This is a genomic window from Myxococcus faecalis (assembly GCF_050039385.1).
Taxonomy (GTDB): Bacteria; Myxococcota; Myxococcia; order Myxococcales; family Myxococcaceae; genus Myxococcus; species Myxococcus fulvus.
Genome location: NZ_CP144336.1, coordinates 6,482,973 through 6,503,726 on the forward strand (window position 1 = coordinate 6,482,973; position 20,754 = coordinate 6,503,726).

At 70.0% G+C, this 20,754-nt stretch carries 18 protein-coding genes; 10 read left to right on the forward strand and 8 right to left on the reverse strand.

Features of this window, described 5'->3' with window-relative positions; translation table 11 throughout:
• The first annotated feature begins 262 nt into the window (after positions 1-262).
• The 4 genes from VZQ01_RS26020 to VZQ01_RS26035 all read left to right on the forward strand — a co-directional run bounded on the left by VZQ01_RS26020 (position 263) and on the right by VZQ01_RS26035 (position 3,831).
• Positions 263-1,738: a serine hydrolase domain-containing protein gene (locus VZQ01_RS26020; protein ID WP_426744971.1), complete on the forward strand. Its 1,476-nt coding sequence runs from the start codon at positions 263-265 to the stop codon at positions 1,736-1,738.
• A gap of 60 nt (positions 1,739-1,798) precedes the next feature.
• Positions 1,799-3,082 (forward strand): TIGR04013 family B12-binding domain/radical SAM domain-containing protein, encoded by a 1,284-nt coding sequence (locus VZQ01_RS26025; RefSeq protein WP_248542895.1) that lies wholly within the window; start codon positions 1,799-1,801, stop codon positions 3,080-3,082.
• A 57-nt stretch (positions 3,083-3,139) separates the two neighbouring features.
• Positions 3,140-3,475, forward strand: a complete 336-nt coding sequence (locus VZQ01_RS26030) for a hypothetical protein (RefSeq protein WP_141325406.1) — start codon at positions 3,140-3,142, stop codon at positions 3,473-3,475.
• Positions 3,476-3,579: 104 nt separating this feature from the next.
• A complete protein-coding gene (locus VZQ01_RS26035; RefSeq protein WP_267699413.1) occupies positions 3,580-3,831 on the forward strand; it encodes a hypothetical protein in 252 nt (83 codons plus the stop codon).
• A gap of 16 nt (positions 3,832-3,847) precedes the next feature.
• On the opposite strand, the gene VZQ01_RS26040 is transcribed toward VZQ01_RS26035, so the two are convergent.
• From VZQ01_RS26040 to aceB, 3 genes are all read right to left on the reverse strand, one after another.
• Positions 3,848-4,279 (reverse strand): hypothetical protein, encoded by a 432-nt coding sequence (locus VZQ01_RS26040; protein WP_223747079.1) that lies wholly within the window; start codon positions 4,277-4,279, stop codon positions 3,848-3,850.
• 193 nt (positions 4,280-4,472) lie between these two features.
• Positions 4,473-5,759: an isocitrate lyase gene (aceA, locus tag VZQ01_RS26045; RefSeq protein WP_223747080.1), complete on the reverse strand. Its 1,287-nt coding sequence runs from the start codon at positions 5,757-5,759 to the stop codon at positions 4,473-4,475.
• Between the two features lie 40 nt (positions 5,760-5,799).
• Complete coding sequence (aceB, locus tag VZQ01_RS26050; RefSeq protein ID WP_267699414.1) at positions 5,800-7,425, reverse strand: malate synthase A; 1,626 nt, start codon at positions 7,423-7,425, stop codon at positions 5,800-5,802.
• A gap of 270 nt (positions 7,426-7,695) precedes the next feature.
• On the opposite strand from aceB, the gene VZQ01_RS26055 reads away from it, so the two are divergent.
• The 4 genes from VZQ01_RS26055 (at position 7,696) to VZQ01_RS26070 (ending at position 11,037) form a co-directional block, all read left to right on the forward strand.
• On the forward strand, positions 7,696-8,046 hold the full coding sequence (locus VZQ01_RS26055) for a PspC domain-containing protein (protein WP_223747082.1): 351 nt from the start codon (positions 7,696-7,698) through the stop codon (positions 8,044-8,046).
• Positions 8,047-8,277: 231 nt separating this feature from the next.
• The gene (fumC, locus tag VZQ01_RS26060; protein WP_426744972.1) at positions 8,278-9,672 is read left to right on the forward strand and encodes a class II fumarate hydratase; all 1,395 of its coding nucleotides are present in this window, start codon (positions 8,278-8,280) and stop codon (positions 9,670-9,672) included.
• A gap of 151 nt (positions 9,673-9,823) precedes the next feature.
• Positions 9,824-10,432, forward strand: coding sequence for an ATP-dependent Clp endopeptidase proteolytic subunit ClpP (clpP, locus tag VZQ01_RS26065; protein WP_141325392.1), 609 nt, complete (start codon positions 9,824-9,826; stop codon positions 10,430-10,432).
• A 182-nt stretch (positions 10,433-10,614) separates the two neighbouring features.
• Positions 10,615-11,037, forward strand: coding sequence for a hypothetical protein (locus VZQ01_RS26070; RefSeq protein WP_141325391.1), 423 nt, complete (start codon positions 10,615-10,617; stop codon positions 11,035-11,037).
• A gap of 1 nt (position 11,038) precedes the next feature.
• Here the strand turns inward: VZQ01_RS26070 and VZQ01_RS26075 are convergent, their stop codons facing one another.
• The 3 genes from VZQ01_RS26075 to VZQ01_RS26085 form a co-directional block, all read right to left on the reverse strand.
• On the reverse strand, positions 11,039-12,826 hold the full coding sequence (locus VZQ01_RS26075; protein WP_426744973.1) for a bifunctional metallophosphatase/5'-nucleotidase: 1,788 nt from the start codon (positions 12,824-12,826) through the stop codon (positions 11,039-11,041).
• A gap of 137 nt (positions 12,827-12,963) precedes the next feature.
• Positions 12,964-14,919 (reverse strand): bifunctional metallophosphatase/5'-nucleotidase, encoded by a 1,956-nt coding sequence (locus VZQ01_RS26080; protein ID WP_426744974.1) that lies wholly within the window; start codon positions 14,917-14,919, stop codon positions 12,964-12,966.
• A gap of 121 nt (positions 14,920-15,040) precedes the next feature.
• Entirely contained in the window at positions 15,041-15,499 is a 459-nt protein-coding gene (locus VZQ01_RS26085; protein WP_223747086.1) for a DUF3293 domain-containing protein, read from the reverse strand.
• Positions 15,500-15,766: 267 nt separating this feature from the next.
• On the opposite strand from VZQ01_RS26085, the gene VZQ01_RS26090 reads away from it, so the two are divergent.
• Positions 15,767-16,396: a hypothetical protein gene (locus VZQ01_RS26090; protein ID WP_267699418.1), complete on the forward strand. Its 630-nt coding sequence runs from the start codon at positions 15,767-15,769 to the stop codon at positions 16,394-16,396.
• Between the two features lie 12 nt (positions 16,397-16,408).
• On the opposite strand, the gene VZQ01_RS26095 is transcribed toward VZQ01_RS26090, so the two are convergent.
• Both VZQ01_RS26095 and VZQ01_RS26100 read right to left on the reverse strand, forming a co-directional pair.
• Entirely contained in the window at positions 16,409-16,921 is a 513-nt protein-coding gene (locus VZQ01_RS26095; RefSeq protein WP_223747088.1) for an ester cyclase, read from the reverse strand.
• 68 nt (positions 16,922-16,989) lie between these two features.
• On the reverse strand, positions 16,990-19,329 hold the full coding sequence (locus tag VZQ01_RS26100) for an acyl-CoA dehydrogenase family protein (protein ID WP_223747089.1): 2,340 nt from the start codon (positions 19,327-19,329) through the stop codon (positions 16,990-16,992).
• 143 nt (positions 19,330-19,472) lie between these two features.
• Between VZQ01_RS26100 and VZQ01_RS26105 the strand changes: the two genes are divergently transcribed.
• Positions 19,473-20,753, forward strand: a complete 1,281-nt coding sequence (locus VZQ01_RS26105) for a phospholipase D-like domain-containing protein (protein ID WP_223747090.1) — start codon at positions 19,473-19,475, stop codon at positions 20,751-20,753.
• The last annotated feature ends 1 nt before the right edge of the window (position 20,754 follow it).

A 20,754-nucleotide genomic window follows, 5' to 3' on the forward strand; every position in this document is an offset into this window, starting at 1 on the left:
GTGTGGCACGTGGGCTTCCTCGTGCGCCTTTACATGGCGAAATGAAATGAGTCTCGGTGGCGGGCGTTCACACCCCGCCCGCATCACGGGCCCTGCCGTGCACCACACCCCTACCCGGAGTCATCTCTTGTCGCGACGCGTCCTGTTCCTGCCGCTCTGCGCGCTTTTGGCCTGTGCTCACGCCTCTCCCGCGGATACAGCTTCGCGCGCTCCTTCCCAGACCCTCAGCTCCGGGCGGATTGCGCCTGAGGCCACGAGCGCCATGACCCGCTCCTGGATGGCCCAGCGTGAGGGAGACCTGCCCAAGGCCCAGGACGAGCTCCGTCGCGCGTGGGACGCGGGGCACCATGCTCCCGAGCTGGCTCGGGTCGCGGCGAACGTGGCCGCGGAGGCGAAGGACACAGCGGCCGCCTTCACCTGGCTGGAGCGCGCCCTGGACGTGGGCTACGCCGACCCGGGTGGACTGCTCCACGCCAAGGCCCTGGCTCCCGTGCGCGAGCTGCCGGGCTACGACGCCCTGGTGGAGCGCGCGCGGAAGAACGCTCGCGAGGCTCGCAGCACCTGGGGCGTGGGCTCCGGACTGGAGAAGACCACCCCGAGCGAGGCCGGCCTGTCCGAGCCCGCGCTCGCCGCGCTGCTGAAGGCCGCCGAGGACTCCGGCTCGGCGGGCCTCGTGCTGCTGCGCCACGGCAAGCTCGTGGGCGAGTGGTACTTCGGCGGCGACACGCACCGCATCGAGGCCATGTCCGCCACCAAGGGCATGGTGGCGCTGGCCATCGGCCTGCTCATCGACGAGGGGAAGATTCCCTCCCTGGACACGCCCGTGTCCGCCTTCTTCCCCGAGTGGAAGGACGGCCTCAAGGGCCAGGTGACGGTGCGACACCTGCTCAACCACACGTCGGGGCTGGCCGCGAACAGGGGGACCCTGGACATCTACGCGTCGAACGACTTCGTGCGCTACGCGCTCGACTCGGAGGTGACGGACACGCCGGGCAGCAAGCACGCGTACAACAACAAGGCCACGAACCTGGTGGCCGGCATCGTCGAGCGCGCGTCGGGCGAGAAGATGGATGTGTACCTGGCTCGACGGCTGTTCGCGCCACTCGGCATCCGAGACTTCCGCTGGGACACGGACCCGTCGGGCAATCCCGTGGGCATGGCGGGCCTGCAGCTCCACCCGTTGGACTTCGCCAAGGTGGGGCAGATGCTCCTCCAGGGCGGGATGTGGCAGGGCCAACGCATCCTGAGCACGGAGTGGATTCACGCGATGGGCGGCGCGCCCTCGCAGCCGCACATGCCCACGGGCGGCCTCCTGTGGTGGCTCCTCTACGAGGATGGGATGAGCGTCACGCTGGGCTCGGACATGCTGGAGCAGGCGCTCCGCAATGGCTTCCCCGAGGCGTCGCTCGCGCCGCTGCGGGAGATCGCGGACCGGCCTCTGCCCCAGAAGGACTTCTACCCGGCGTTCATGGCGAAGCTGGGAGGAGACTCGAACCGGGCCCGGGACTTCATGATGAAGTCCGCGCCCTTCAACCTGAAGCAGGCCGTGGAGGGGGCTCCGAGCGGCTTCGCGGCGGTGGGCCAGGGCGGAAACCGGGTGCTCGTCCTGCCCAGGTATGACCTCGTGGCCGTGCGCATGTCGGACCCCGATGAGCGCGTCTCCGACGAGGTCCTCGAGTTCACCGCGTTCGCCGAACTGGTGCTCCGCCTGGTCCGCCCCGAGCCCACCGCCCGCTGACCCGCCTGCTCGCACCGAGGCCCTCGCCTCCGGGGCCGTGTGGCATCATGCCGTCCGCTCATGGTGCCGCACCGTCCCGTCTCGCTCGTCCTCAGCTATCAGTACCCAGGCAAGTACGCCTTCACCGTGCTGGCGGGCGCCGTCGAGTCGGACCCGGCGCTCGCGGACGTGAAGCTGTTCTTTCCCCGTGAGCGCGAGACGCTGCTCGCCACGCTCAAGGAGCGCCATGACGCAGGCGACACCGTGGTCGCCGCGTGGTCCTTCTACTCGGCCAGCTTCGCGGCCTCCGCGGAGGAGCTGGCCTGGGTGCGCGAGCGGCTGGAGGGGCGCTTTGTCCTCTGCATCGCCGGCGGCGTGCACGCGACGGCCGAGCCGCTGCAGACACTCCAGGCCGGCTTCGACCTCATCGCCATCGGCGAGGGCGAGCACTCCCTGCGCGAGCTGCTCGGCCGCGTCCAGCGCGGGGAGGAGCCCCGGGACACGCACGGCGTGGCCCACCTGAAGGATGGCAAGCTGGTGCAGCACGGGCGAGGGGAGGGCGTGAAGCTGGATGACTTCCCGCCGTTCGCCGCGCGCAACGCGATGTTCGGTGCCATCGAAATCACGCGCGGCTGCATCTACGCGTGCCGCTTCTGCCAGACGCCCTTCATGAGCAAGGCGCGCTTCCGCCACCGCTCCGTGGCCAACGTGGCGCACTGGGCGCGCGAGCTGCGCCGCTCGGGCCGCCGCGACATCCGCTTCATCACGCCGACGTCCATGTCCTACGGCACCGGCGACGAGACGATGAACCTGGCCGCGGTGGAGGAGCTGCTCGCGGCGGTGCGCGAGGCCATGGCCCCCGACGGGCGCATCTACTACGGCACCTTCCCCTCGGAGGTCCGCCCCGAGCACGTCACGCCCGAGGCGCTCGCCGTCCTCAAGCGCTACGTCCACAACGACAACCTCATCATCGGCGGCCAGTCCGGCTCCGAGCGCATCCTCCAGAGCACCCGCCGGGGCCACGACGTGGAGACGGTGGTGCGGGCCACCCGGCTCGCGGTGGAAGGCGGCTTCGTGCCCAACGTGGACTTCATCCTCGGGCTTCCGGGCGAAGAGGCCGACGACGTCGCCGCCACCGTCGCCCTCATGGAGCGACTGGCGGAGCTGGGCGCGCGTGTGCACGGCCACACCTTCATGCCGCTGCCCGGAACGCCTTTTCGAGATGCGCCCCCAGGACGCGTGGACGCCGAGACGCAGACGAAGCTGGACCGGCTCGCGTCCCAGGGGCGGCTGTACGGCCACTGGAAGCAGCAGGTCGCCCTCGCGGAGGGCATCGCCCAGCGTCGCCGGCCCCGAGCGGGCTAGCGTCCCCCGTCACTTCGTCGGGCCCGCGCGCGGCGAGGCGCTTAGGATGGGAGCGCGATGTCCTCCGACGAGACTCCCTACTGGCTGCTCATCTCCGTCCTCTTCAGCTCCCAGCCGCTGACGCCCTCGCTCGCCATGACGCTGCACCAGACGGCGTACGAGCTGCACGAGCGGGGTGAAGGGGTGAAGGAGGTCGCCGGCGACATGCTCAGCGGCAAGGTGCACAACCTACGCAAGAACGTCGCCCTGGGTGGCATCGCGGGCCCCGCCTTCGAGGCGGAGATCGAGACCGAGCGCGGCTCCGGCGTGGTGCGCTTCATCCTCACGAGGCAGGGACTGGAGATGATGCGTCAGCAGCCCGCGACGCCGCCCCGTCCGAAGTACCTCAACTGAGGCCACGGGCTCCCGGTCGCCTGCTCCCTGTGCTGCGTGCGGTGCCCGGTGTCTCCATCTTCGAGGCACGGGCTCACCTCAGCACCCTCGAAGGAGCGACAGCCATGGACCCGAAGGACTATCTCAAGAAGCCGCTCGGCATCCCCCTGGACCCCGCGAAGCAGAAGGACCCGGAGGAGGATGGAGACCGCGTGCCCGCGGAGGGCCGCGCCGAGTTCCTCAATGACGTGACGGAGCAGGACGGCGGCCAGCGCACCGACGTGGGGCCACCGTACGACGGCTCGGGAGACTTGCAGCAGGGCCAGCGCGCCGAGTACCTCGAGCGCGCCGAGCGCAAGGAACCGAAGAAGGACTGACTGGCGACGCGCGGGGCTACTCGCGGTCCAGCGACACCTTGTTGCGGTTGCCCATGTGGAAGATGGAGTTGTTCAGCGTCGCCGCGGACAGCTCGGCCAGCTCCATCATCACCTTCTGCTCCTCGGCCTCCTTGGAGCCCGCGGCGGCGGTGGGCGACTGCGCCTTGCCCTGCCCGGAGGCGCCGTCCTGGATGGGAGGACGGCCCACGGCGGCGAGGTAGGAGTTCATGATGCCGCTGTGCGGCGCGCTGCCCACCGAGTTGAGCGCCGACTGCACCACCAGCCCGCCGGTGGACATCAGCGGATCACCCGGCCGGTTCGCGGGGGACATCGCCGCGCGCTGGTTCTGCTGGATGAGCGAGCCGAACCCGACGTTCGCCGACTGCACGCCGGCCTGGGGACGGGGGACCTGGACCTGGGGACCCGTGAACGAGTTGATGCGGCTCATGGCTGGCTCCGTGGCGGTCCGAGGGCGCAATTGGCGCGGATCTCGGAGGTCTGCCCACATTATCGGGCAACCCCGGGAGAAGTTGCGTCCGGGGGCCTCACGCCTGCTCGAAGGGCGGAAAAACGACCAGAGGCCGCGGGGTTAGGACCCCACGGCCTCCGGTGTCAGGCGTCTTCAGGCGCCGCCAGGGCGATTAGAACTGGTGGGCCTCGGTGGACTCGTGGAGCGCCAGGGTGCTGGCGGAGCCGCCGGAGATGACCTCGGCGACCTGGTCGAAGTAGCCGGTGCCGACCTCGCGCTGGTGACGCGTGGCGGTGTAGCCGTCCTTCTCGGAGCCGAACTCGCCCTGCTGGAACTCGCTGTAGGCCGCCATGCCGCGGTCCTTGTACTTGCGCGCCAGCTCGTACATCGAGTGGTTCAGCGCGTGGAATCCGGCCAGGGTGACGAACTGGAACTTGTAGCCCATGGCACCCAGCTCGCGCTGGAACTTGGCGATGGTGGCGTCGTCCAGGTTCTTCTTCCAGTTGAAGGACGGCGAGCAGTTGTACGCGAGCAGCTTGTTGGGGAACTTCTCGCGGATGGACTCGGCGAACTTCTTGGCCTGCGCGAGGTCCGGGGTGCTGGTCTCGCACCACACGAGGTCCGCGTAGGGCGCGTAGGCGAGGCCGCGGGCGATGGCGCAGTCGAGGCCGCCGTTGATGCGGTAGAAGCCCTCGGAGGTGCGGCCGTTCTTGCGGTCGATGAAGGCGTGGTCGTACTCGTCCGCGTCGGACATGAGCAGCTTGGCGCTGTCGGCGTCCGTGCGAGCGACGAGCAGGGTGGGCACGCCCATCACGTCGGCGGCGAGGCGCGCGGCGGTGAGGGTGCGGATGAAGTGGCTGGTGGGCACCAGCACCTTGCCGCCCATGTGGCCACACTTCTTCTCGCTGGCCAGCTGGTCCTCGAAGTGGACGCCCGCGGCGCCGGCTTCGATCATGCCCTTCATCAGCTCATAGGCGTTGAGCGGGCCGCCGAAGCCGGCCTCGGCGTCCGCCATGATGGGCGCGAACCAGTAGCGGTCGCTCTTGCCCTCGGCGTGGTCGATCTGGTCCGCGCGGCGCAGGGCGTTGTTGATCTTCCGCACCACGGTGGGGACGGAGTCGACCGGGTAGAGGCTCTGGTCCGGGTACATCTGCCCGGCGGAGTTGGCGTCGGCGGCGACCTGCCAGCCGGAGAGGTAGATGGCCTTGAGGCCCGCGCGGACCATCTGCACGGCCTGGTTGCCGGTGAGGGCGCCGAGCGCGTTGATGTAGTCCTCGGTGTGGAGCAGCTCCCACAGCCGCTTGGCGCCGACCTCGGCCAGCGTGTAGCTGATGGGCAGCGTGCCGCGCAGCTTCAGGACGTCCTTGTCGGTGTAGTTGCGCTTGATGCCCTCGAAGCGGCGGGCGTGGAGCTTGGCGTGAGGGGAGGCGTCCGGGGTGGTCGTGGTGGCGTCGTACATCGCAGGCTCCTCGGTGATGCGTTGAAGGGTTGGAAAGGGTTCAGCGGTTGGCGTCGAGCGCCGCGTAGGCGGGCAGGGTGAGGAAGTCCTCGAAGGCGGGCGCGGTGGACAGGCGCTCGAAGAGCTCGCGGGCGCGGGTGACGTGCTCGCGGCCGTACTTCTCGTGGACGCCCTCCTTCTCGAGGTGGGCCATCTCCTCGGAGAGCAGCGTCTGGAACAGCTCGGGCGTGACCTTGCGGCCGTCGTCGAGCGAGGCGCCGTGGTGCAGCCACTGCCACACCTGGGCGCGGGAGATTTCGGCGGTGGCCGCGTCCTCCATGAGGTTGTAGAGGGGCACGCAGCCCAGGCCGCCGAGCCACGCGGCGGTGTACTGGATGCCCACGCGCAGGTTGTGGCGCAGGCCCTCCTCGGTGCGGGTGCCGGAGGGGACCTTGAGCAGGTCGGCCTCGGTGACGCGCACGTCCTCGCGCTTGTTGGCGAGCTGGTTGGGGCCCTTCATGTTCGCGTCGAAGATGTCGCGCGCGATGGAGACCAGGCCCGGGTGGGCGACCCACGTGCCGTCGTGGCCGTTCTTCACCTCGCGCAGCTTGTCGGCGCGGACCTTCTCCAGGACGGCCTCGTTGGCGGCGGCGTCCCCCTTGATGGGGATGAAGGCCGCCATGCCGCCCATGGCGTGCACGCCGCGGCGGTGGCAGGTCTGGATGAGCAGCTGCGAGTAGGCGTTGAGGAACGCCTTGTCCATGGTGACCTGGCCGCGATCGGGCAGCACGACGCTGGTGTCGGACTGGAGCGTCTTGATGAAGCTGAAGATGTAGTCCCAGCGGCCGCAGTTGAGGCCGGCGGAGTGCTCGCGCAGCTCGTACAGGATTTCGTCCATCTCGAAGGCCGCGGGGAGCGTCTCGATGAGGACGGTGGCCTTGATGGTGCCGCGGGGGATGCCGAGCGTGTCCTGGGCCATGAGGAACACGTCGTTCCAGAGGCGGGCCTCCAGGTGGCTCTGCATCTTGGGCAGGTAGAAGTAGGGGCCGGTGCCGCGGGCGAGCTGCTCGCGGACGTTGTGGAAGAAGAAGAGGCCGAAGTCGAAGAGGGAGCCGGAGATGGGCTTGCCGTCGACTTCGACGTGGCGCTCGGGCAGGTGCCAGCCGCGAGGGCGCACGAAGAGGACGGCGGGCTTGTCGACCAGGGCGTAGTGCTTGCCGTTGTCGCCGGTGAAGGAGATGGAGCGGCGCACGGCGTCGCGCAGGTTGACTTGCCCGCGCACGACGTTGTCCCAGGTGGGGCTGTTGGCGTCCTCGAAGTCCGCCATGAAGACGTTGGCCCCCGAGTTGAGGGCGTTGATGATCATCTTCCGGTCCACCGGGCCGGTGATTTCCACGCGGCGGTCCTGGAGGTCCGGAGGCAGCGGGGCGACCGTCCACTGGGCGTCCCGGACGGACTTCGTCTCCGGGAGGAAGTGGGGGCGCTCACCCTTGCGCCAGGCGGCCTGGACCTGCTTGCGGCGCTCCAGGAGGCCCTCGCGGCGCTCCCCGAAGGCGCGCACCAGCTTCGCCACGAAGTCCAGGGCGGCCGGGGTGAGCACCTCGGCGTAGTCGGGGTGCCACGGCCCCTTCACCTCTACGCCAGCGCTGAAGGCCGGGCTCTTCGAAGAGGGGACTTCCGTGGGCATCTCGGCTCCTTGGCTTGGTGCGTTGTAAATCTACGGCAACGGGTCGGAAAATGAATCTTCCGAGGGCAAAATGGAAGTGCGCGTCAATTTCTGCCTGCTTGCCTGTAATGCTGTCAACAGCCGGCGGATTAAATCTGTAAATCAACAGACGTGACGCGGGGTTGCGAGCAGGGGGGCGCCGGGTGCCGGGGACGCAATCAGCGACGGCGAGGTGCGTAGGTAGGGTCGAGGGTGCTCGCCGCCAAGGGGTCCCCTCACGGGAGACACGTCATGGACGCGATGAAGCGGTGCTCGGGGTGCGCGGAGGAGATTCGGATGGAGGCCTCGCGCTGCGCCCGGTGTGGAATCCGGGTGGAGCGGCTGCACCGCGGCGTCGAGGGCCGCGCCGTGGCCGGCGTCTGCGCGATGCTCGCTCGCGAGCTGGGAATCGACGTGGCCCTGGTGCGCGTGGCCGTCGTCGTGGCCACCTTGTTCTCCGGCGGCACGCTTCCGCTCGTCTACGTCCTGCTCTGGGCGTTCACCCCGACCTCCGCGTTGGGGCGGGCTCCCCTGCAGCGCACGCTGAACTGGTTGTCGCGCTTCGGGGAGTCGGAGACGCCTCGCTTGGAGCGGCGGGTCTAGGCACACGGCCAGGGGGCACGGCTCGCGGGCCCCTCGGCTCGCCGTGGGTCCCCCCGCCAGCGGGCGGGGCCCCCCACGCCGGCCGTCCCGCTCCTCTGTGTCACGCGTTCGCGGTGTCCTGCTTATCGGCGCGTTCTGCTCACGGCTCGACGGTTCTCCTCGTCTCCCGGTGACCCGTTGACCGGCCTGTTATGCGTGGGCTCCAGGATTCTCTCCTCCAGGAGCCCGCCCTTGAGCACTCGCGACGTCCGCATCGAGAAGGACACCTTCGGCCCCATCGAGGTCCCCGCCGACCGCCTCTGGGGCGCCCAGACGCAGCGCAGCCTCCAGAACTTCGACATCTCCACCGAGCGCATGCCTCCCGCGCTCATCCGCGCGCTCGTGCTCGTCAAGAAGGCCGCCGCCCTCGTCAACGTCGAGAACGGCTCGCTCTCCCACGAGAAGGGCGACGCCATCGTCCGCGCCTCCGACGAGGTCCTCGCCGGCAAGCATGACGCGGAGTTCCCGCTCAGCATCTGGCAGACCGGCAGCGGCACCCAGACGAACATGAACACCAACGAGGTGCTCGCCAACCGCGCCTCGGAGCTGCTCGGCGGCGAACGCGGTGAGCAGCGCCGCGTCCACGCCAACGACGACGTCAACAAGGGGCAGAGCTCCAACGACGTCTTCCCCACCGCGATGAGCGTCGCCGCCGCCACCGCCATCGCCGAGCGGGTGCTCCCCGAGCTCGACGCGCTTCGCGACGTGCTCGCCGACAAGTCCCGCGCCTTCATGGACGTGGTGAAGATTGGCCGCACCCACCTCCAGGACGCCACGCCCCTCACCCTGGGCCAGGAGCTGAGCGGCTATGTCGCGCAGCTCGCCCATGCTCGCGCGCACCTGGAGCGCGTGCTTCCCCACCTGCACGAGCTGGCCCTGGGGGGGACGGCTGTCGGCACGGGGCTCAATGCCCCCAAGGGGTACGCCGAGCGCGTCGCCCAGGAGATTGCCCGCCTCACCGGCCTGCCCTTCGTCACCGCCCCCAACAAGTTCGAGGCCCTGGCCGCCAACGACGCCCTGGTCCACGCGCATGGCGCCCTCAAGGGCCTGGCCTGCGCGCTCTTCAAGATCGCCAACGACATCCGCTGGCTGTCCTCCGGCCCCCGCTCCGGCCTGGGCGAAATCACCATCCCGGAGAACGAGCCCGGCAGCTCCATCATGCCCGGCAAGGTCAACCCCACCCAGAGCGAGGCCCTCACCATGCTCTGCGCCCAGGTCATGGGCAACGACGTCGCCGTCAGCGTGGGCGGCGCCTCCGGCAACTTCGAGCTCAACGTCTTCAAGCCCCTCATCATCCACAACGTCCTGCAGAGCTGCCGGCTGCTGGCCGACGGCATGCGCAGCTTCCGCCTCCACTGCGCCGTGGGCATCGAGCCCCACCGCGCCCGCATCCAGGAGAACCTGGAGCGCAGCCTGATGCTCGTCACCGCCCTCAACCCGCACATCGGCTACGACAACGCCGCGCGCATCGCCAAGAAGGCCCACAAGGAGGGCAAGACGCTCAAGGAGGTCGCCGTCGAGCTGGGCCTCGTCACCGCCGAACAGTTCGACCAGTGGGTCCGCCCGGAGAAGATGACCGGCCTGTAGGCGCCGGGTGTCCTACACGCCGTCGTCCCTCCTCCGGACGCCCCGTCGAGGGCCCACCGGGGGAGGGGACGGGGTGGAACCGTGGGCCAGCGCACGCTGCGGGAAGAAGGGGCGGGCGCGCGCGCGGCAGGACGATTAGGGTAGGGGAGCCATGAACGTCCCCTTCGTCATCGAGACCACGCACCGCGGCGAGCGGGCGTACGACCTGTACAGCCGGCTCCTCAAGGACCGCATCATCATGCTGGGCACGCCCGTCAACGATGACGTGGCCAACATCATCGTCGCCCAGCTGCTCTTCCTCGAGTCCGAGGACCCCGACAAGGGCATCAACCTCTACATCAACTCGCCCGGTGGCTCCGTCACCGCCGGCCTGGCCATCTACGACACCATGCAGTACGTGAAGTGTCCGGTGTCCACCATCTGCGTGGGACAGGCCGCCTCCATGGGCGCGCTGCTCCTGCTCGCCGGCGCCAAGGGCAAGCGCTACGCCCTGCCCAACAGCCGCATCATGATTCACCAGCCGCTCGGCGGCGCCCAGGGCCAGGCCACCGACATCGACATCCAGGCCAAGGAAATCCTCCGCCTGCGCAGCTACATCAACGGCCTCATCGTCAAGCACACCGGCCACACCATCGAGCGCATCGAGAAGGACACCGAGCGCGACTACTTCATGAGCGCCGAGGACGCGCGCCAGTACGGCCTCATCGACGAAGTGGTGGAGAAGCAGCGCCTCATCTCCCCGACGCCGTCGAACAAGTAATCCGTCCTCGCACCCCCGCTCCTCATGGCGGAGCGGGGGCGCCTGGAGACGTCGCGCGGGATTCCCGACGCCCCTGGAGGCGCAGGTTCCGCGCTGGTGCTCCGAGCAGGCGCAAGACTCGCGCGCCTCCGAAGTCGCTCTCCAGGGATGCGGGTGGCACGTCCCATGCTCAACTTGTGGACATGTCCAGGCTCAGCTCGCGCCCCCTCCCTCGACTCCTGCTGACCGCCGCCTTCCTGGCCGGAGCGGGCTGTGTTGGGCCCACCGGCCGGCCGCCCCAGCCTCCCAGCTCGGCCTCCGTGCAAGCGGAGCTGGGCGAGCGTGACGTCATCCAGGCCGGCGAGGAATACGCCCGCAACAACAGCCTGGTGCTCTCCGAGGCCGGCGAGGCCGTGGAGATACGCCCCAACTACTGGCGCATCCGCTTCGGCCTCAAGGACCAGCCGGGCCGCGGCATCGAGCTGGAGTTCGACGAGGTGGCCCGGCGTGTGACGCGCACCCAGGAGATTGAAATCCTCCCGGGCTCCACCGTGTCGCCCGACAACGTGCCCGGACGGGGCGCGGATGTCCCGGCCGGGGGGCAGGGGCGCGGTCCCGTCCCCTGACTCAGGGCAGCGCGGTGATGCGGTCCAGCGCGGGCGCCGCCAGGGGGCTCGACTGGGAGCTGTGCGCTTTCAGGTAGGCCTCCAGCGCGTCACTGTCGATGGCGCCGCCCAGGCGGTTCGTCCCCTGCGTGAGCACCGCGAAGCCATCCCCGCCGCCCGCGAGGAAGTTGTTCACCGTCACGCGGTAGGTCGCCGCTGCATCCAACGGCTCGCCGTCGAGGCGGATGGACGCCGGGTCGATGCGACCGCCGATGGGCGCCGACGCGCTGAACGCGTACGTGAACCCCGCCGAGGGGTGGAGGATGCGGGTGACGACGTTGGGGCCCACCTGCTGCCACTGTCGCTCCAGCAGCTCCTCGATTTGCGCGCCCGTCAGCGTCAGGGTGACCAGGCTGTTGCCGAAGGGCTGCGTGGTGAAGGCCTCGCCGAAGGTGACCTCGCCCTGGGCGATGTCCGCGCGCACGCCGCCCGGGTTCATGAAGGCCACCCGCGCTCCGCCCAGGTTCGCCGCCCGCGTCGCCGCGAGCTGCGAGTCCGCGATGACGAAGCCCAGCGTGGACTGCCCCGCCGGGTCCGCCTGGGTGAAGGGCGTCTTGAGCGTCTCGGCCACCCAGCCGATGACCCGGTTGGCCAGGGGCGTGGCGAGCTGCTGGTAGCGCGTCACCAGCTCCTTCACCGGCCCGTCCTCCTTCACGTCGCGCGTGACGATGAGGTTGTTCGCCTTGGCCTCCACCACGTCGCCGGTCGCCTTGCTCAAGGTCAGGTCGATGTCGGTGACGAGCCGCCCCGCCGACGCGGCGCTCGTGACGACCTTGCCGTCGATGACGCAGTTGTAGGCCTGGTGCGTGTGGCCGGTGACGATGACGTCCACCGCGTCGTCGAGTCCCTTCGCGATGGCCACGATGGGCCCGGAGATTCCGCCGCCCTCGCCCTTGCCCCGGCACTCGTTGATGAGCGAGCCCGGCGCGGGCACGCCGCCCTCGTGCACCACGACGATGATGGCCTCCACGCCCTGCTGGCGCAGCTGGGGCACCAGCGCGTTCACCGTCTCCACCTCGTCCTGGAAGGCGAGGCCCGCGACGCCCGTGGGCGTGACGATTTGAGGTGTGCCCTCCAGCGTCATGCCGATGAAGGCGACCTTCACGCCCTCGAACTCGCGCACGTCGTAGCGGGGGAACAGCGTGCGGTCCGCGCCCGTGGCCACGTTGGCCGCCAGGAACTTGAACTTCGCGCCCGCGAAGCCATCCCCGTCCAGGCAGCCATCCACCGGGTGGCAGCCGCCCGCCTGCATGCGCAAAAGCTCCGTGCTGCCCTCGTCGAACTCGTGGTTGCCCACCGCGACCAGGTCCAGGCCGATGAGGTTCATCGCCTCGATGGTGGGCTCGTCGTGGAAGAGCCCTGACAGCAGCGGGGAGGCGCCGATGAGGTCTCCTGCCGCCACCACCACCGTGTTGGGGTTGGTGGCCCGGAGGTCCGCCAGGTGCTTCGCGAAGTACGACGCGCCGCCCGCGCTCACGCGCACCGGACCGCCGTCGGCGTCCACGCCCGTCTGAATCTGCCCGTTGCTGCCCCCGGGCGGCTCGAGCTGCCCGTGGAAGTCGTTGAACGCGAGGACCTGCACGCTCACCGTCTCGGAGCCCGCGTCCGCCGTGGGCCCCTGGGTGGGTCGCTGGGCGCGAGCTGCGCCTTGGCAGCCGCCGTGGGCGAACAGGAGCACGCCGGTGAGGAAGGCTCCGGCCAGGAGGAAGACGCCGGGGAGCGCGCCCAGGCGCGGGGTGGACCGTGACATGAGGAGGGGGCTCTCGAGGGTCAGGACAGGGGCGGGAACCTACTCCGCCCGGCGCACCCTGGCGCGTCTTCGTGGAGGCCGCTCGAGGCCCGTGGCGCGCGGGGGACAGGGACACGGCCCCGTCCCCCGGAGCGACGCTACGGCAGCCGGGTGACGCGATTGAGCGCCGGGGCGGGGAGCGGGTTCGCCGCGCTGCTGCGCGCCTTCAGGTAGGTCTCCATCGCGTCGACGTCCATGGCGCCAGTCAGCCGGTTCGTCCCCTCGGTGAACACCGAGAAGCCATCACTCCCACTCGCGATGTAGTTGTTCGCGGTGACGCGGTAGTTCGCCGCCGGGTCCACCGTCACGCCGTTGATCCGGATGGACGCCGGGTCGACGCGGCTCCCGACGGGCGCCGACGCGCTGAACGAATAGGTGAAGCCCGCCGACGGAAGCAGCATGAGGGTGGCTCCCGACGGCCGCCACTGTTGCTCCAACACCCCATCGATTTGCGCGCCCGTCAGCGTCATGGTGACCAGGCTGTTGCCGAACGGCTGCGCGGTGAAGGCCTCGCCGTAGGTGACCTCGCCCTGGGCGATGTCCGCGCGCACGCCGCCCGGGTTCATGAAGGCCACGTGCGCCCCACCCAGGTTCGCGGGCTTCGTCGCCTCCAGCTGCGAGTCCGCGATGACGAGGCCCAGGGTGGACTGGCCCAAGGAGTCCGACTGGTTCCTGAGCGTCTGCGCCACCCAGCCGATGACCCGGTTGGCCAGGGGCGTGGCGAGCTCCTGGTACTTCGTCACCAGCTCCTTCACCGCGCCGACCTCCTGCACGTCGCGCGTGACGATGACGTTGTTCGCTCGCGCCGCCACGACGTCGCCCGTCGCCTTGCTCAACGTCAGGTCGATGTCCGTGACGAGCTGCCCCATCGACGAGGCGCTCGTGACGACCTTGCCATCGATGACGCAGTTGTAGGCCTGGTGCGTGTGGCCGCTGACGACGACATCCACCGCGTCGTTGAGTCCCTTGACCAGGCCCACGATGGCACCTGAGATGAGGCCGTCCGCACCCGCGCCCTTGCAATCGTTCACCAGGGAGCCCGGGGTCGCGACGCCGCCCTGGTGCACCACCACGATGATGGCTTCGATGCCCTGCTGCCGCAGCTCCGGCACCAGCGCGTTCACCGTCTGCACTTCGTCCTTGAAGGTGAGCCCCTCCACGCCCGAGGCAATGACGCTTGCCGGCGTTTCCTCCAACGTCATGCCGATGAAGGCGACCTTCACGCCCTCGAACTCGCGGATGTCGTAGCGGGGGAACAGCGTGCGGTCCACGCCCGTGGCCACGTTGGCCGCCAGGAACTTGAACTTCGCGCCCGCGAAGCCATCCCCGTCCAGGCAGCCATCCACCGGGTGGCAGCCGCCCGCCTGCATGCGCAAAAGCTCCGTGCTGCCCTCGTCGAACTCGTGGTTGCCCACCGCGACCAGGTCCAGGCCGATGAGGTTCATCGCCTCGATGGTGGGCTCGTCGTGGAAGAGCCCCGACAGCAGCGGGGAGGCGCCGATGAGGTCTCCTGCCGCCACCACCACCGTGTTGGGGTTGGTGGCCCGCAGGGCCGCGATGTGCCGGGCGAAGTACGTCACGCCGCCCGCGTTCACCCGCACCGGTCCACCGTCGGGGGCCACGCCCGCCAGAACCTGGCCCGAGGGCTGCTCGAGCTGCCCGTGGAAGTCATTGAAGGCCAGGATCTGCATGCTCACCGTGGTGGGGCCTGAGTCCGGCGCCCCCGCGTCGGGCCTCCCCGCGTCGGGGCTCCCCGCGTCAGGCGTTCCCGCGTCGGGAGCCCCCGCGTCGGGCGTCCCCGCGTCCGTGCCCGCATCCGGGGGCGGCTGCTGGACGGGGTGCTGCACGCAGCGCTGTTCCTCGCAGGCCCACTCCTTGCCCTCGTCCGGTGCGCCGTTGTCGTAGCGGCAGTCGGTGGCGTTCCGGCAATCGCGCTCATCACCTCCGCAGCCGCCATGGACGAAGAGGAGCATGCCGGTGAGGAACGCTCCGGCGAGCAGGAAGGGGCTGGGGCGCGCTCCCAGAAGGGACGAGCGCGGTGTGGCTTGAGGCATCGAGAGAACTCCAACGCACGGGGGCGGTGAAACCTACCCCGGTTCGTGGATGGATGGCTCGACTTCACGGCGGAACGGTGGAACCCGTGTTGCGACACGGGGTTGCTGCTGTGGCCCTGCTTCAAGGAACGGGCGGCGGCGCTTCGCAGCCGCACAGCAGCAGCTCCGCGGGGCCTCCGGTGCGCCCCACCAGGATGGCCACCTGGCCATGGGCGCGACCGAAGCGCTCCGCCTCCGAGCGAGGCAGGCCCGGGACGAAGAGGCTCTGCTCGGACCAGCTCCCGTCCTCGGCCTCGCCGATGGCGGGGGCGATGACGAAGCCGCCCGCGACCAGCTGGGAAATCAGTCGTTCCTGGGCTCGCTGGTTCTCGTCCTTGCCGCGAGGCCTTGAGCCTGGATTCCACGCGGTCAGGAACGCCCATTCGCGGTGGCCGCGCGCGGTCAGCTCCGCGTCGAGCGCGGGGTGGAGCCGGCCGACTCGCAGCACCTGCTCCACGCCTCCGGTGGAGGCATGAGGACGGATGACGTAGCGCGTGGCCCGGTATGCCCCCAACAGCCGCTCCTGGTCGAGCTGTCTCATTCCCGCATTCTCGCGTCGGCGCCGCCTCCGTGTCAGCCCCCCGGGCCTCATCAACGTGAGCCGCGGTGTGTCACATGTCTTCCCCGACACGTGTCTTGAATCACGCAGTGGACGGAGCGCTCTCGGGGACGCGCGCCGCGAGGGCCACATCGCGGCGGGGGCCAGGTCCGGTCGGGGCGGCGCTCCGGGAGCGCGGGCGGTCCGGTCCGCCTTCCGCTAACGTGCGGTGCGTCAGACGCGTGGAGCGCTCCGACGGGAGGCACGAAGATGGATTCGCTGGATGCTCGGTTGGAGCGACTGGAGCGCCGCTGCCGGCGGCTGCAGGGACTGACCTTCTCGGCGCTCGCGGTGGCGGGGCTCGGGCTGGGCGTGGCCGCGCTGAAGCCCGCGCCGACGCTGGGAGGCGGAGAGCTGGTGGCCTCGCGTCTGGTGCTCAACGATGCGCACGGACAGCGGCGCGCGTCGCTCGGACTGGATGACGCCGGCACCACGGGCCTGGTGCTGCATGACCAGGCGGGGCGTCCGCGCGCGCTCCTCGGCGTGGCCCAGGACGGCTCGCCCCGGCTGCGCTTCTCCACCGCGGAGGGCGAGTCCCTCGCCGAGCTCACCGTCTACTCGGACGAGGCCCCGCGCCTCACCCTGTCCAAGCCAGGGGGCGTGGACCTGTTCGCGGTGGGCCTCCAGGTGGATGGCTCCTCGCGCCTGGAACTGGCGGACGCGGATGGCCGACCCCGCGCGATTCTCGGCGCGGATGAGCACGGCTCCCCGGGCCTGCTGCTGGTGGACCGCCGGGGCCAGCCGCGCGTGGAGCTGCGCGTGAGCCCCTCCGAGGGCGCCAGCCTCCGCGTGGAGGGCCGCAACGGCGAGGTCTTCCAGGCGCCCGCCGTCCTTCAGTGAGTCGCCGCCCCGCTACGGCTGGGGCGGGACGACGCGGTAGCCGCGCTGGAGCAGGGGCGTGAGTCGGTCGGAGATGTCCCACGACTCGACCACCTTCCCGTCGCGCATCCGGTACAGCGAATGCCCGGCGAGCGCGAGCGGCCGGGGCTTGCCCGCGTCGTCCAGGTTCAGCGGGTCCGTGCCGGCGGCCTTCCAGTGCACCAGCACCAGGTCCTGGTCCGCCACCACGTGGAGGATGTCGAAGCGCAGGTCCGGGAACGTCTGGAAGGTGGCCTCGGCCTGCTGGAGCACCACGGCCGGGCCCACCACGTCCTTGGGCGCGCCCTGCGAGTGGTCCACGTAGTCCTCGGCGAACAGCTCCGGGACGCGGTCCAGCTTGCGCAGGTTGTAGAGCTCCTCGGTGAGCAGCCGGGCCCGTTGACGGTTCTGCTCCTCCTGCTGTGCGGCGCGCTCCACCGGAGACACGGACGCACACGCGGACAACATTCCAAGAACGCAGAGCCACAGCGTCGTGGTGGTTTTCATGGCCCGGGAAGCTGGGCAGCCTCGCCCAGCCCGTCAGCCCCCCAGGGCCCCCAATTGTTCAGCGGGCGTCACGCCGACAGATGCCCCAGTCCGATGGGCGCCGCGATGCACGTGTCCGGAATCCCGAAGGCATCCACCAGCGCCACCGCGTCCGGCCGCAGCTCCGTGCACAGCTTCACGATTTCCTTGCGGATGGCCAGCGCCTTGCCGCCCTCCATGAGGCTGTTCTCCTGGAACCAGCCGCTCGCGGCCTCCAGGCAGGACAGGCCGTAGAGGTCGCACAGCCGCCCGAGCACCACCTTGAGGCCCGGGTCCTGGACCGTGTTCACCCCGTGGATGAACTGCTCGAGCACCACGCGCTCGATGTGCGCGTGCGCCAGGGCGACCAGGTGCGCCTGGACCTGGTTGAAGGCGGCGAAGGCCTCCACACCCGCCGTCAGCCGCTTGCGGATGCGCCGCGCCACCGAGGCGAGCAGGTCCTCCTCGCGGTAGCGCAGGAAGCGCAGCTGGAAGTCGTCGTCGCGCAGGTGCTCGCTGCCCGTGCGCCGCACGGCGATGGGGTTCTTGTCCGCCATGGCCGTGGCCTTGTCCGCGATGAGCTTGAGCACCGCGTAGACCCGGTCGTCCTCGAAGCGCTGGCGGTAGTCCGTCAGCAGGCTCTTGGCGACCAGCTGCATCAGCACCGTGTTGTCGCCCTCGAAGGTGGTGAAGATGTCCGTGTCGTCCTTCAGCGCCGACAGCCGGTTGGCCTCCAGGTAGCCCTGGCCGCCGCACGCCTCGCGCGCCTCCTGGAGCACCGCCGTGCAGTTCCAGGAAGCATACGCCTTGAGGCCCGCCGCCAGCGCCTCCACCTCCATGGAGTCCTCCTCGGTGCGCTTCACGTAGCGCTCCACCAGGTGCTCCAGCGCGAAGTCGAGCGCGTACGTCTTCGCCAGCGGCTTGAGCAGCCGCAGCTGGTGCGTCTGGTGGTCGAGCAGCCGCACCTCGGGCGCGCCCGGCGGGCCGAACTGGCGGCGCAGGTCCCCGTAGCGCACCGCGATGGTCAGCCCGCTCTTGGCCGCGCTCAAGGACGCGCACGCCACGCTCACCCGGCCCGCCACCAGCGTGCCCAGCATGGTGAAGAACCTGCGCCCGTCGCTGGAGATGGAGCTGGTGTACTCGCCCTCGGCACTGACCTGTCCGAAGCGGTCCAGCAGGTTCTCCCGGGGCACGCGCACGTGGTCGAACCAGATGCGGCCGTTGTCCACGCCGTTGAGGCCCATCTTCCGGCCGCAGTCCTCGATGCGCACGCCGGGCAGCACCTGGCCGCGCTCGTCGCGCAGCGGCACCAGCAGCGCGTGCACGCCCAGCCCCTTGCCGCCGACCTCCAGCTGCGCGAACACCGTGGCGATGCGCCCGTGGCGCGCGGCGTTGCCGATCCACTCCTTGCGCGCGCCCTCGGACGGGGTGTGCACGATGAAGTCGCCGGCCTCCGCGTCGTAGCGCGCCACCGTCTCCACGTCGCGCACGTTGGAGCCGTGGCCCAGCTCGCTCATGGCGAAGCAGCCGGGCAATTCCAGCGTGGCGACCTTGGGCAGGTACTCGCGGTGGTGCTTCTGGGTGCCGAGAAAGAGGATGCTCGCGCCGAACAGGCCGAAGTGCACGCCCGCCTTCACCACGAGGCTCAGGTCGAAGAGGGCGAGCGTCTCGAACGAGGCGATGAAGGCGCCCAGGTCCGCGCCGGCCTCGTCGCCCTCCGGGAACGCGATGCGGCCCAGGCCCTGGTCGGCCAGCTGCTTGAGCCAGGCGAAGACCTGCTCGCGCTGCTTGTCCGTGTCGAGCGTGCGCTGATAGCGGAAGGTCGGGTCCTCCAGCCACTTGCGCACCTGGGAGCGGACCTCCGGGTACTTGCGGTCCAGCACCGCGCGCAGCGCCTCGGGGGCGAAGGAGGTGGGCTCGGTGGGGCCGATGCGGCGTGGCTCGTGCGCGGCGGCGGGCACCAGGGCGCGGACAGCCTCGCGTCCGGAGACGCCCAGCACGGCCTCCAGCGAGGCCAAGGCGCGCACCAGCTCCGGCATGCTCGAGGGCAGCTCCTTCGAGTCCGCGACGAGCTCTGTCAGCTTCGCGCCCAGCTCGGAGAGGCTCTCCTGGGGGCTGAGCCTCAGGCGCTCGGCGGAGGCGCGGATGTGCTCGCGCACCAGGGCCAGCTCGTTGGAGCTGGGTGGCATCAGCGGATCCAACCAGCGGGCGAGCACGGTGTTGGAGCGCAGGTCCAACCACGGCTGGGCGCGCGCGGCGGTGCCCAGCATCCGAATCTCCGCGGGCGTCAGCTCACCGTCCGTCCAGGCCACGTACAGCATGGGGACCAGGGGGGCCAGGCGGGGCAGCGACAGCAGCTCCTTCGCGGTTGGACGAATCTCTTCCACCATCAGTCGGCTCTCCAGCAAGCGAGGGAAGAGGCCCAGTGTGGCCAGCCCGGTGCCGGGCGGCAATGGGAGAGAGCACCTGCCTGTCGGGCAGGCGGCCAGGCCCTGCATGCCGGGGCTGGACAGTGTCCCTAGCTTGCCACGTCATGGACGAGCCCCAGGACCTCTCGGAGACGGAGATTCTTCCCCAGCCCGGCGCCCACGGCTTCGATGCGGGGAGCGAGCGCGGCAAGCACGAGATGAAGGGGCCCTTCGAGCTGCCTCCAGGGCCTCAGGGCTTCTCGTTCTCTCTTTATCAGTCCACCGGCGCGGCGCTCATGACGGGCCACCGCCTGGAGCTCCTGGACAACGGCGCGGTGTTCGACCGCATGGTGGAGGACATCCGCGCGGCCCGGGAGAGCGTCCACATCCTGGTCTACATCTGGCGGCCCTGCGACGTGTCGGACCGCATCATCGACGCGCTGGTGGACCGCGCCCACGCGGGCGTGGCGTGCCGCGTGGTGGTGGACCCGGTGGGCAGCGAGGAGCTGAGCGGGGACAAGGACTTCGACCAGAAGGTGGAGAAGGTGCTCTCGGCCGCGGGCGTGGAGGTGCACTACTACCGGCTGCTCGCGGGCAAGGTGATGGGGCGGCTGCTGGGGCGCTCGCACCAGAAGCTGGTCATCATCGACGGACGCATCGCGTACACGGGTGGCTTCGGCTTCTGGAAGGTGTGGGAGGGAGACGGGCTGTCGCCGGAGGAGTGGCGCGACACCAGCGTGCGTGTCGAGGGGCCCGCCGCGCGCGACATGCAGCTGTCCTTCTCGCGCTACTGGCAGGAGTCGGGCGGTGGGCTGCTGCCACCGGACACCTTCCCGGAGCCGATGCTGGTGGGGGACGCCGAGGCGTGCTTCGTGGAGAGCGCGGGCAAGCTGGGCATCACCGACGCGGAGCGGATGGTGCGCATGGTCATCGCCGCCGCGCGCGAGCGCCTGTGGATCGCCAACGCGTACTTCTCACCGCCCAACGAAATCCTGGAGCAGCTGGAGGAGAAGTGTCGCCAGGGCGTGGAGATTCGCGTGCTGGGGCCCGGGCCCGTGCATGACGTGAAGATCATCCGCGCCTCGCAGCGCTCCACCTATGAGCGACTGCTCGACGCGGGGGTGCGCATCTACGAGTACCAGCCGTCGATGATGCACGCGAAGACGATGATCGTGGACGACTGGCTCGCGGTGGTGGGCTCGACGAACATGGATTCGCTGTCGCTCAACAAGCTGGGCGAGGGCTCGCTCATCATCCACGACAAGGAGTTCGTCCGGAAGATGGAGCGGTGCTGGGCCAAGGACCTGCGCGTGTCCAAGGAGATCTCGCTGGAGAACGGCGGTCGCACCAACCCGTGGCGGCGACTGGCTCGCCGGGCCACGCAGCTGGTGGGGCACGACCGGTAAT

Bases quoted from the DNA above. Each gene is read 5' to 3' on its own strand.
- VZQ01_RS26075 (WP_426744973.1), bottom strand. From the start codon at position 12,826: ATGTCACGGTCCACCCCGCGCCTGGGCGCGCTCCCCGGCGTCTTCCTC.
- VZQ01_RS26035 (WP_267699413.1), top strand. From the start codon at position 3,580: ATGGACCCGAAGGACTATCTCAAGAAGCCGCTCGGCATCCCCCTGGAC.
- VZQ01_RS26105 (WP_223747090.1), top strand. From the start codon at position 19,473: ATGGACGAGCCCCAGGACCTCTCGGAGACGGAGATTCTTCCCCAGCCC.
- VZQ01_RS26090 (WP_267699418.1), top strand. From the start codon at position 15,767: ATGGATTCGCTGGATGCTCGGTTGGAGCGACTGGAGCGCCGCTGCCGG.
- VZQ01_RS26020 (WP_426744971.1), top strand. From the start codon at position 263: ATGACCCGCTCCTGGATGGCCCAGCGTGAGGGAGACCTGCCCAAGGCC.
- clpP (WP_141325392.1), top strand. From the start codon at position 9,824: ATGAACGTCCCCTTCGTCATCGAGACCACGCACCGCGGCGAGCGGGCG.
- VZQ01_RS26100 (WP_223747089.1), bottom strand. From the start codon at position 19,329: ATGGTGGAAGAGATTCGTCCAACCGCGAAGGAGCTGCTGTCGCTGCCC.
- VZQ01_RS26040 (WP_223747079.1), bottom strand. From the start codon at position 4,279: ATGAGCCGCATCAACTCGTTCACGGGTCCCCAGGTCCAGGTCCCCCGT.
- VZQ01_RS26095 (WP_223747088.1), bottom strand. From the start codon at position 16,921: ATGAAAACCACCACGACGCTGTGGCTCTGCGTTCTTGGAATGTTGTCC.
- VZQ01_RS26080 (WP_426744974.1), bottom strand. From the start codon at position 14,919: ATGCCTCAAGCCACACCGCGCTCGTCCCTTCTGGGAGCGCGCCCCAGC.
- VZQ01_RS26085 (WP_223747086.1), bottom strand. From the start codon at position 15,499: ATGAGACAGCTCGACCAGGAGCGGCTGTTGGGGGCATACCGGGCCACG.
- aceB (WP_267699414.1), bottom strand. From the start codon at position 7,425: ATGCCCACGGAAGTCCCCTCTTCGAAGAGCCCGGCCTTCAGCGCTGGC.
- VZQ01_RS26055 (WP_223747082.1), top strand. From the start codon at position 7,696: ATGGACGCGATGAAGCGGTGCTCGGGGTGCGCGGAGGAGATTCGGATG.
- VZQ01_RS26025 (WP_248542895.1), top strand. From the start codon at position 1,799: ATGGTGCCGCACCGTCCCGTCTCGCTCGTCCTCAGCTATCAGTACCCA.
- aceA (WP_223747080.1), bottom strand. From the start codon at position 5,759: ATGTACGACGCCACCACGACCACCCCGGACGCCTCCCCTCACGCCAAG.
- VZQ01_RS26030 (WP_141325406.1), top strand. From the start codon at position 3,140: ATGTCCTCCGACGAGACTCCCTACTGGCTGCTCATCTCCGTCCTCTTC.
- VZQ01_RS26070 (WP_141325391.1), top strand. From the start codon at position 10,615: ATGTCCAGGCTCAGCTCGCGCCCCCTCCCTCGACTCCTGCTGACCGCC.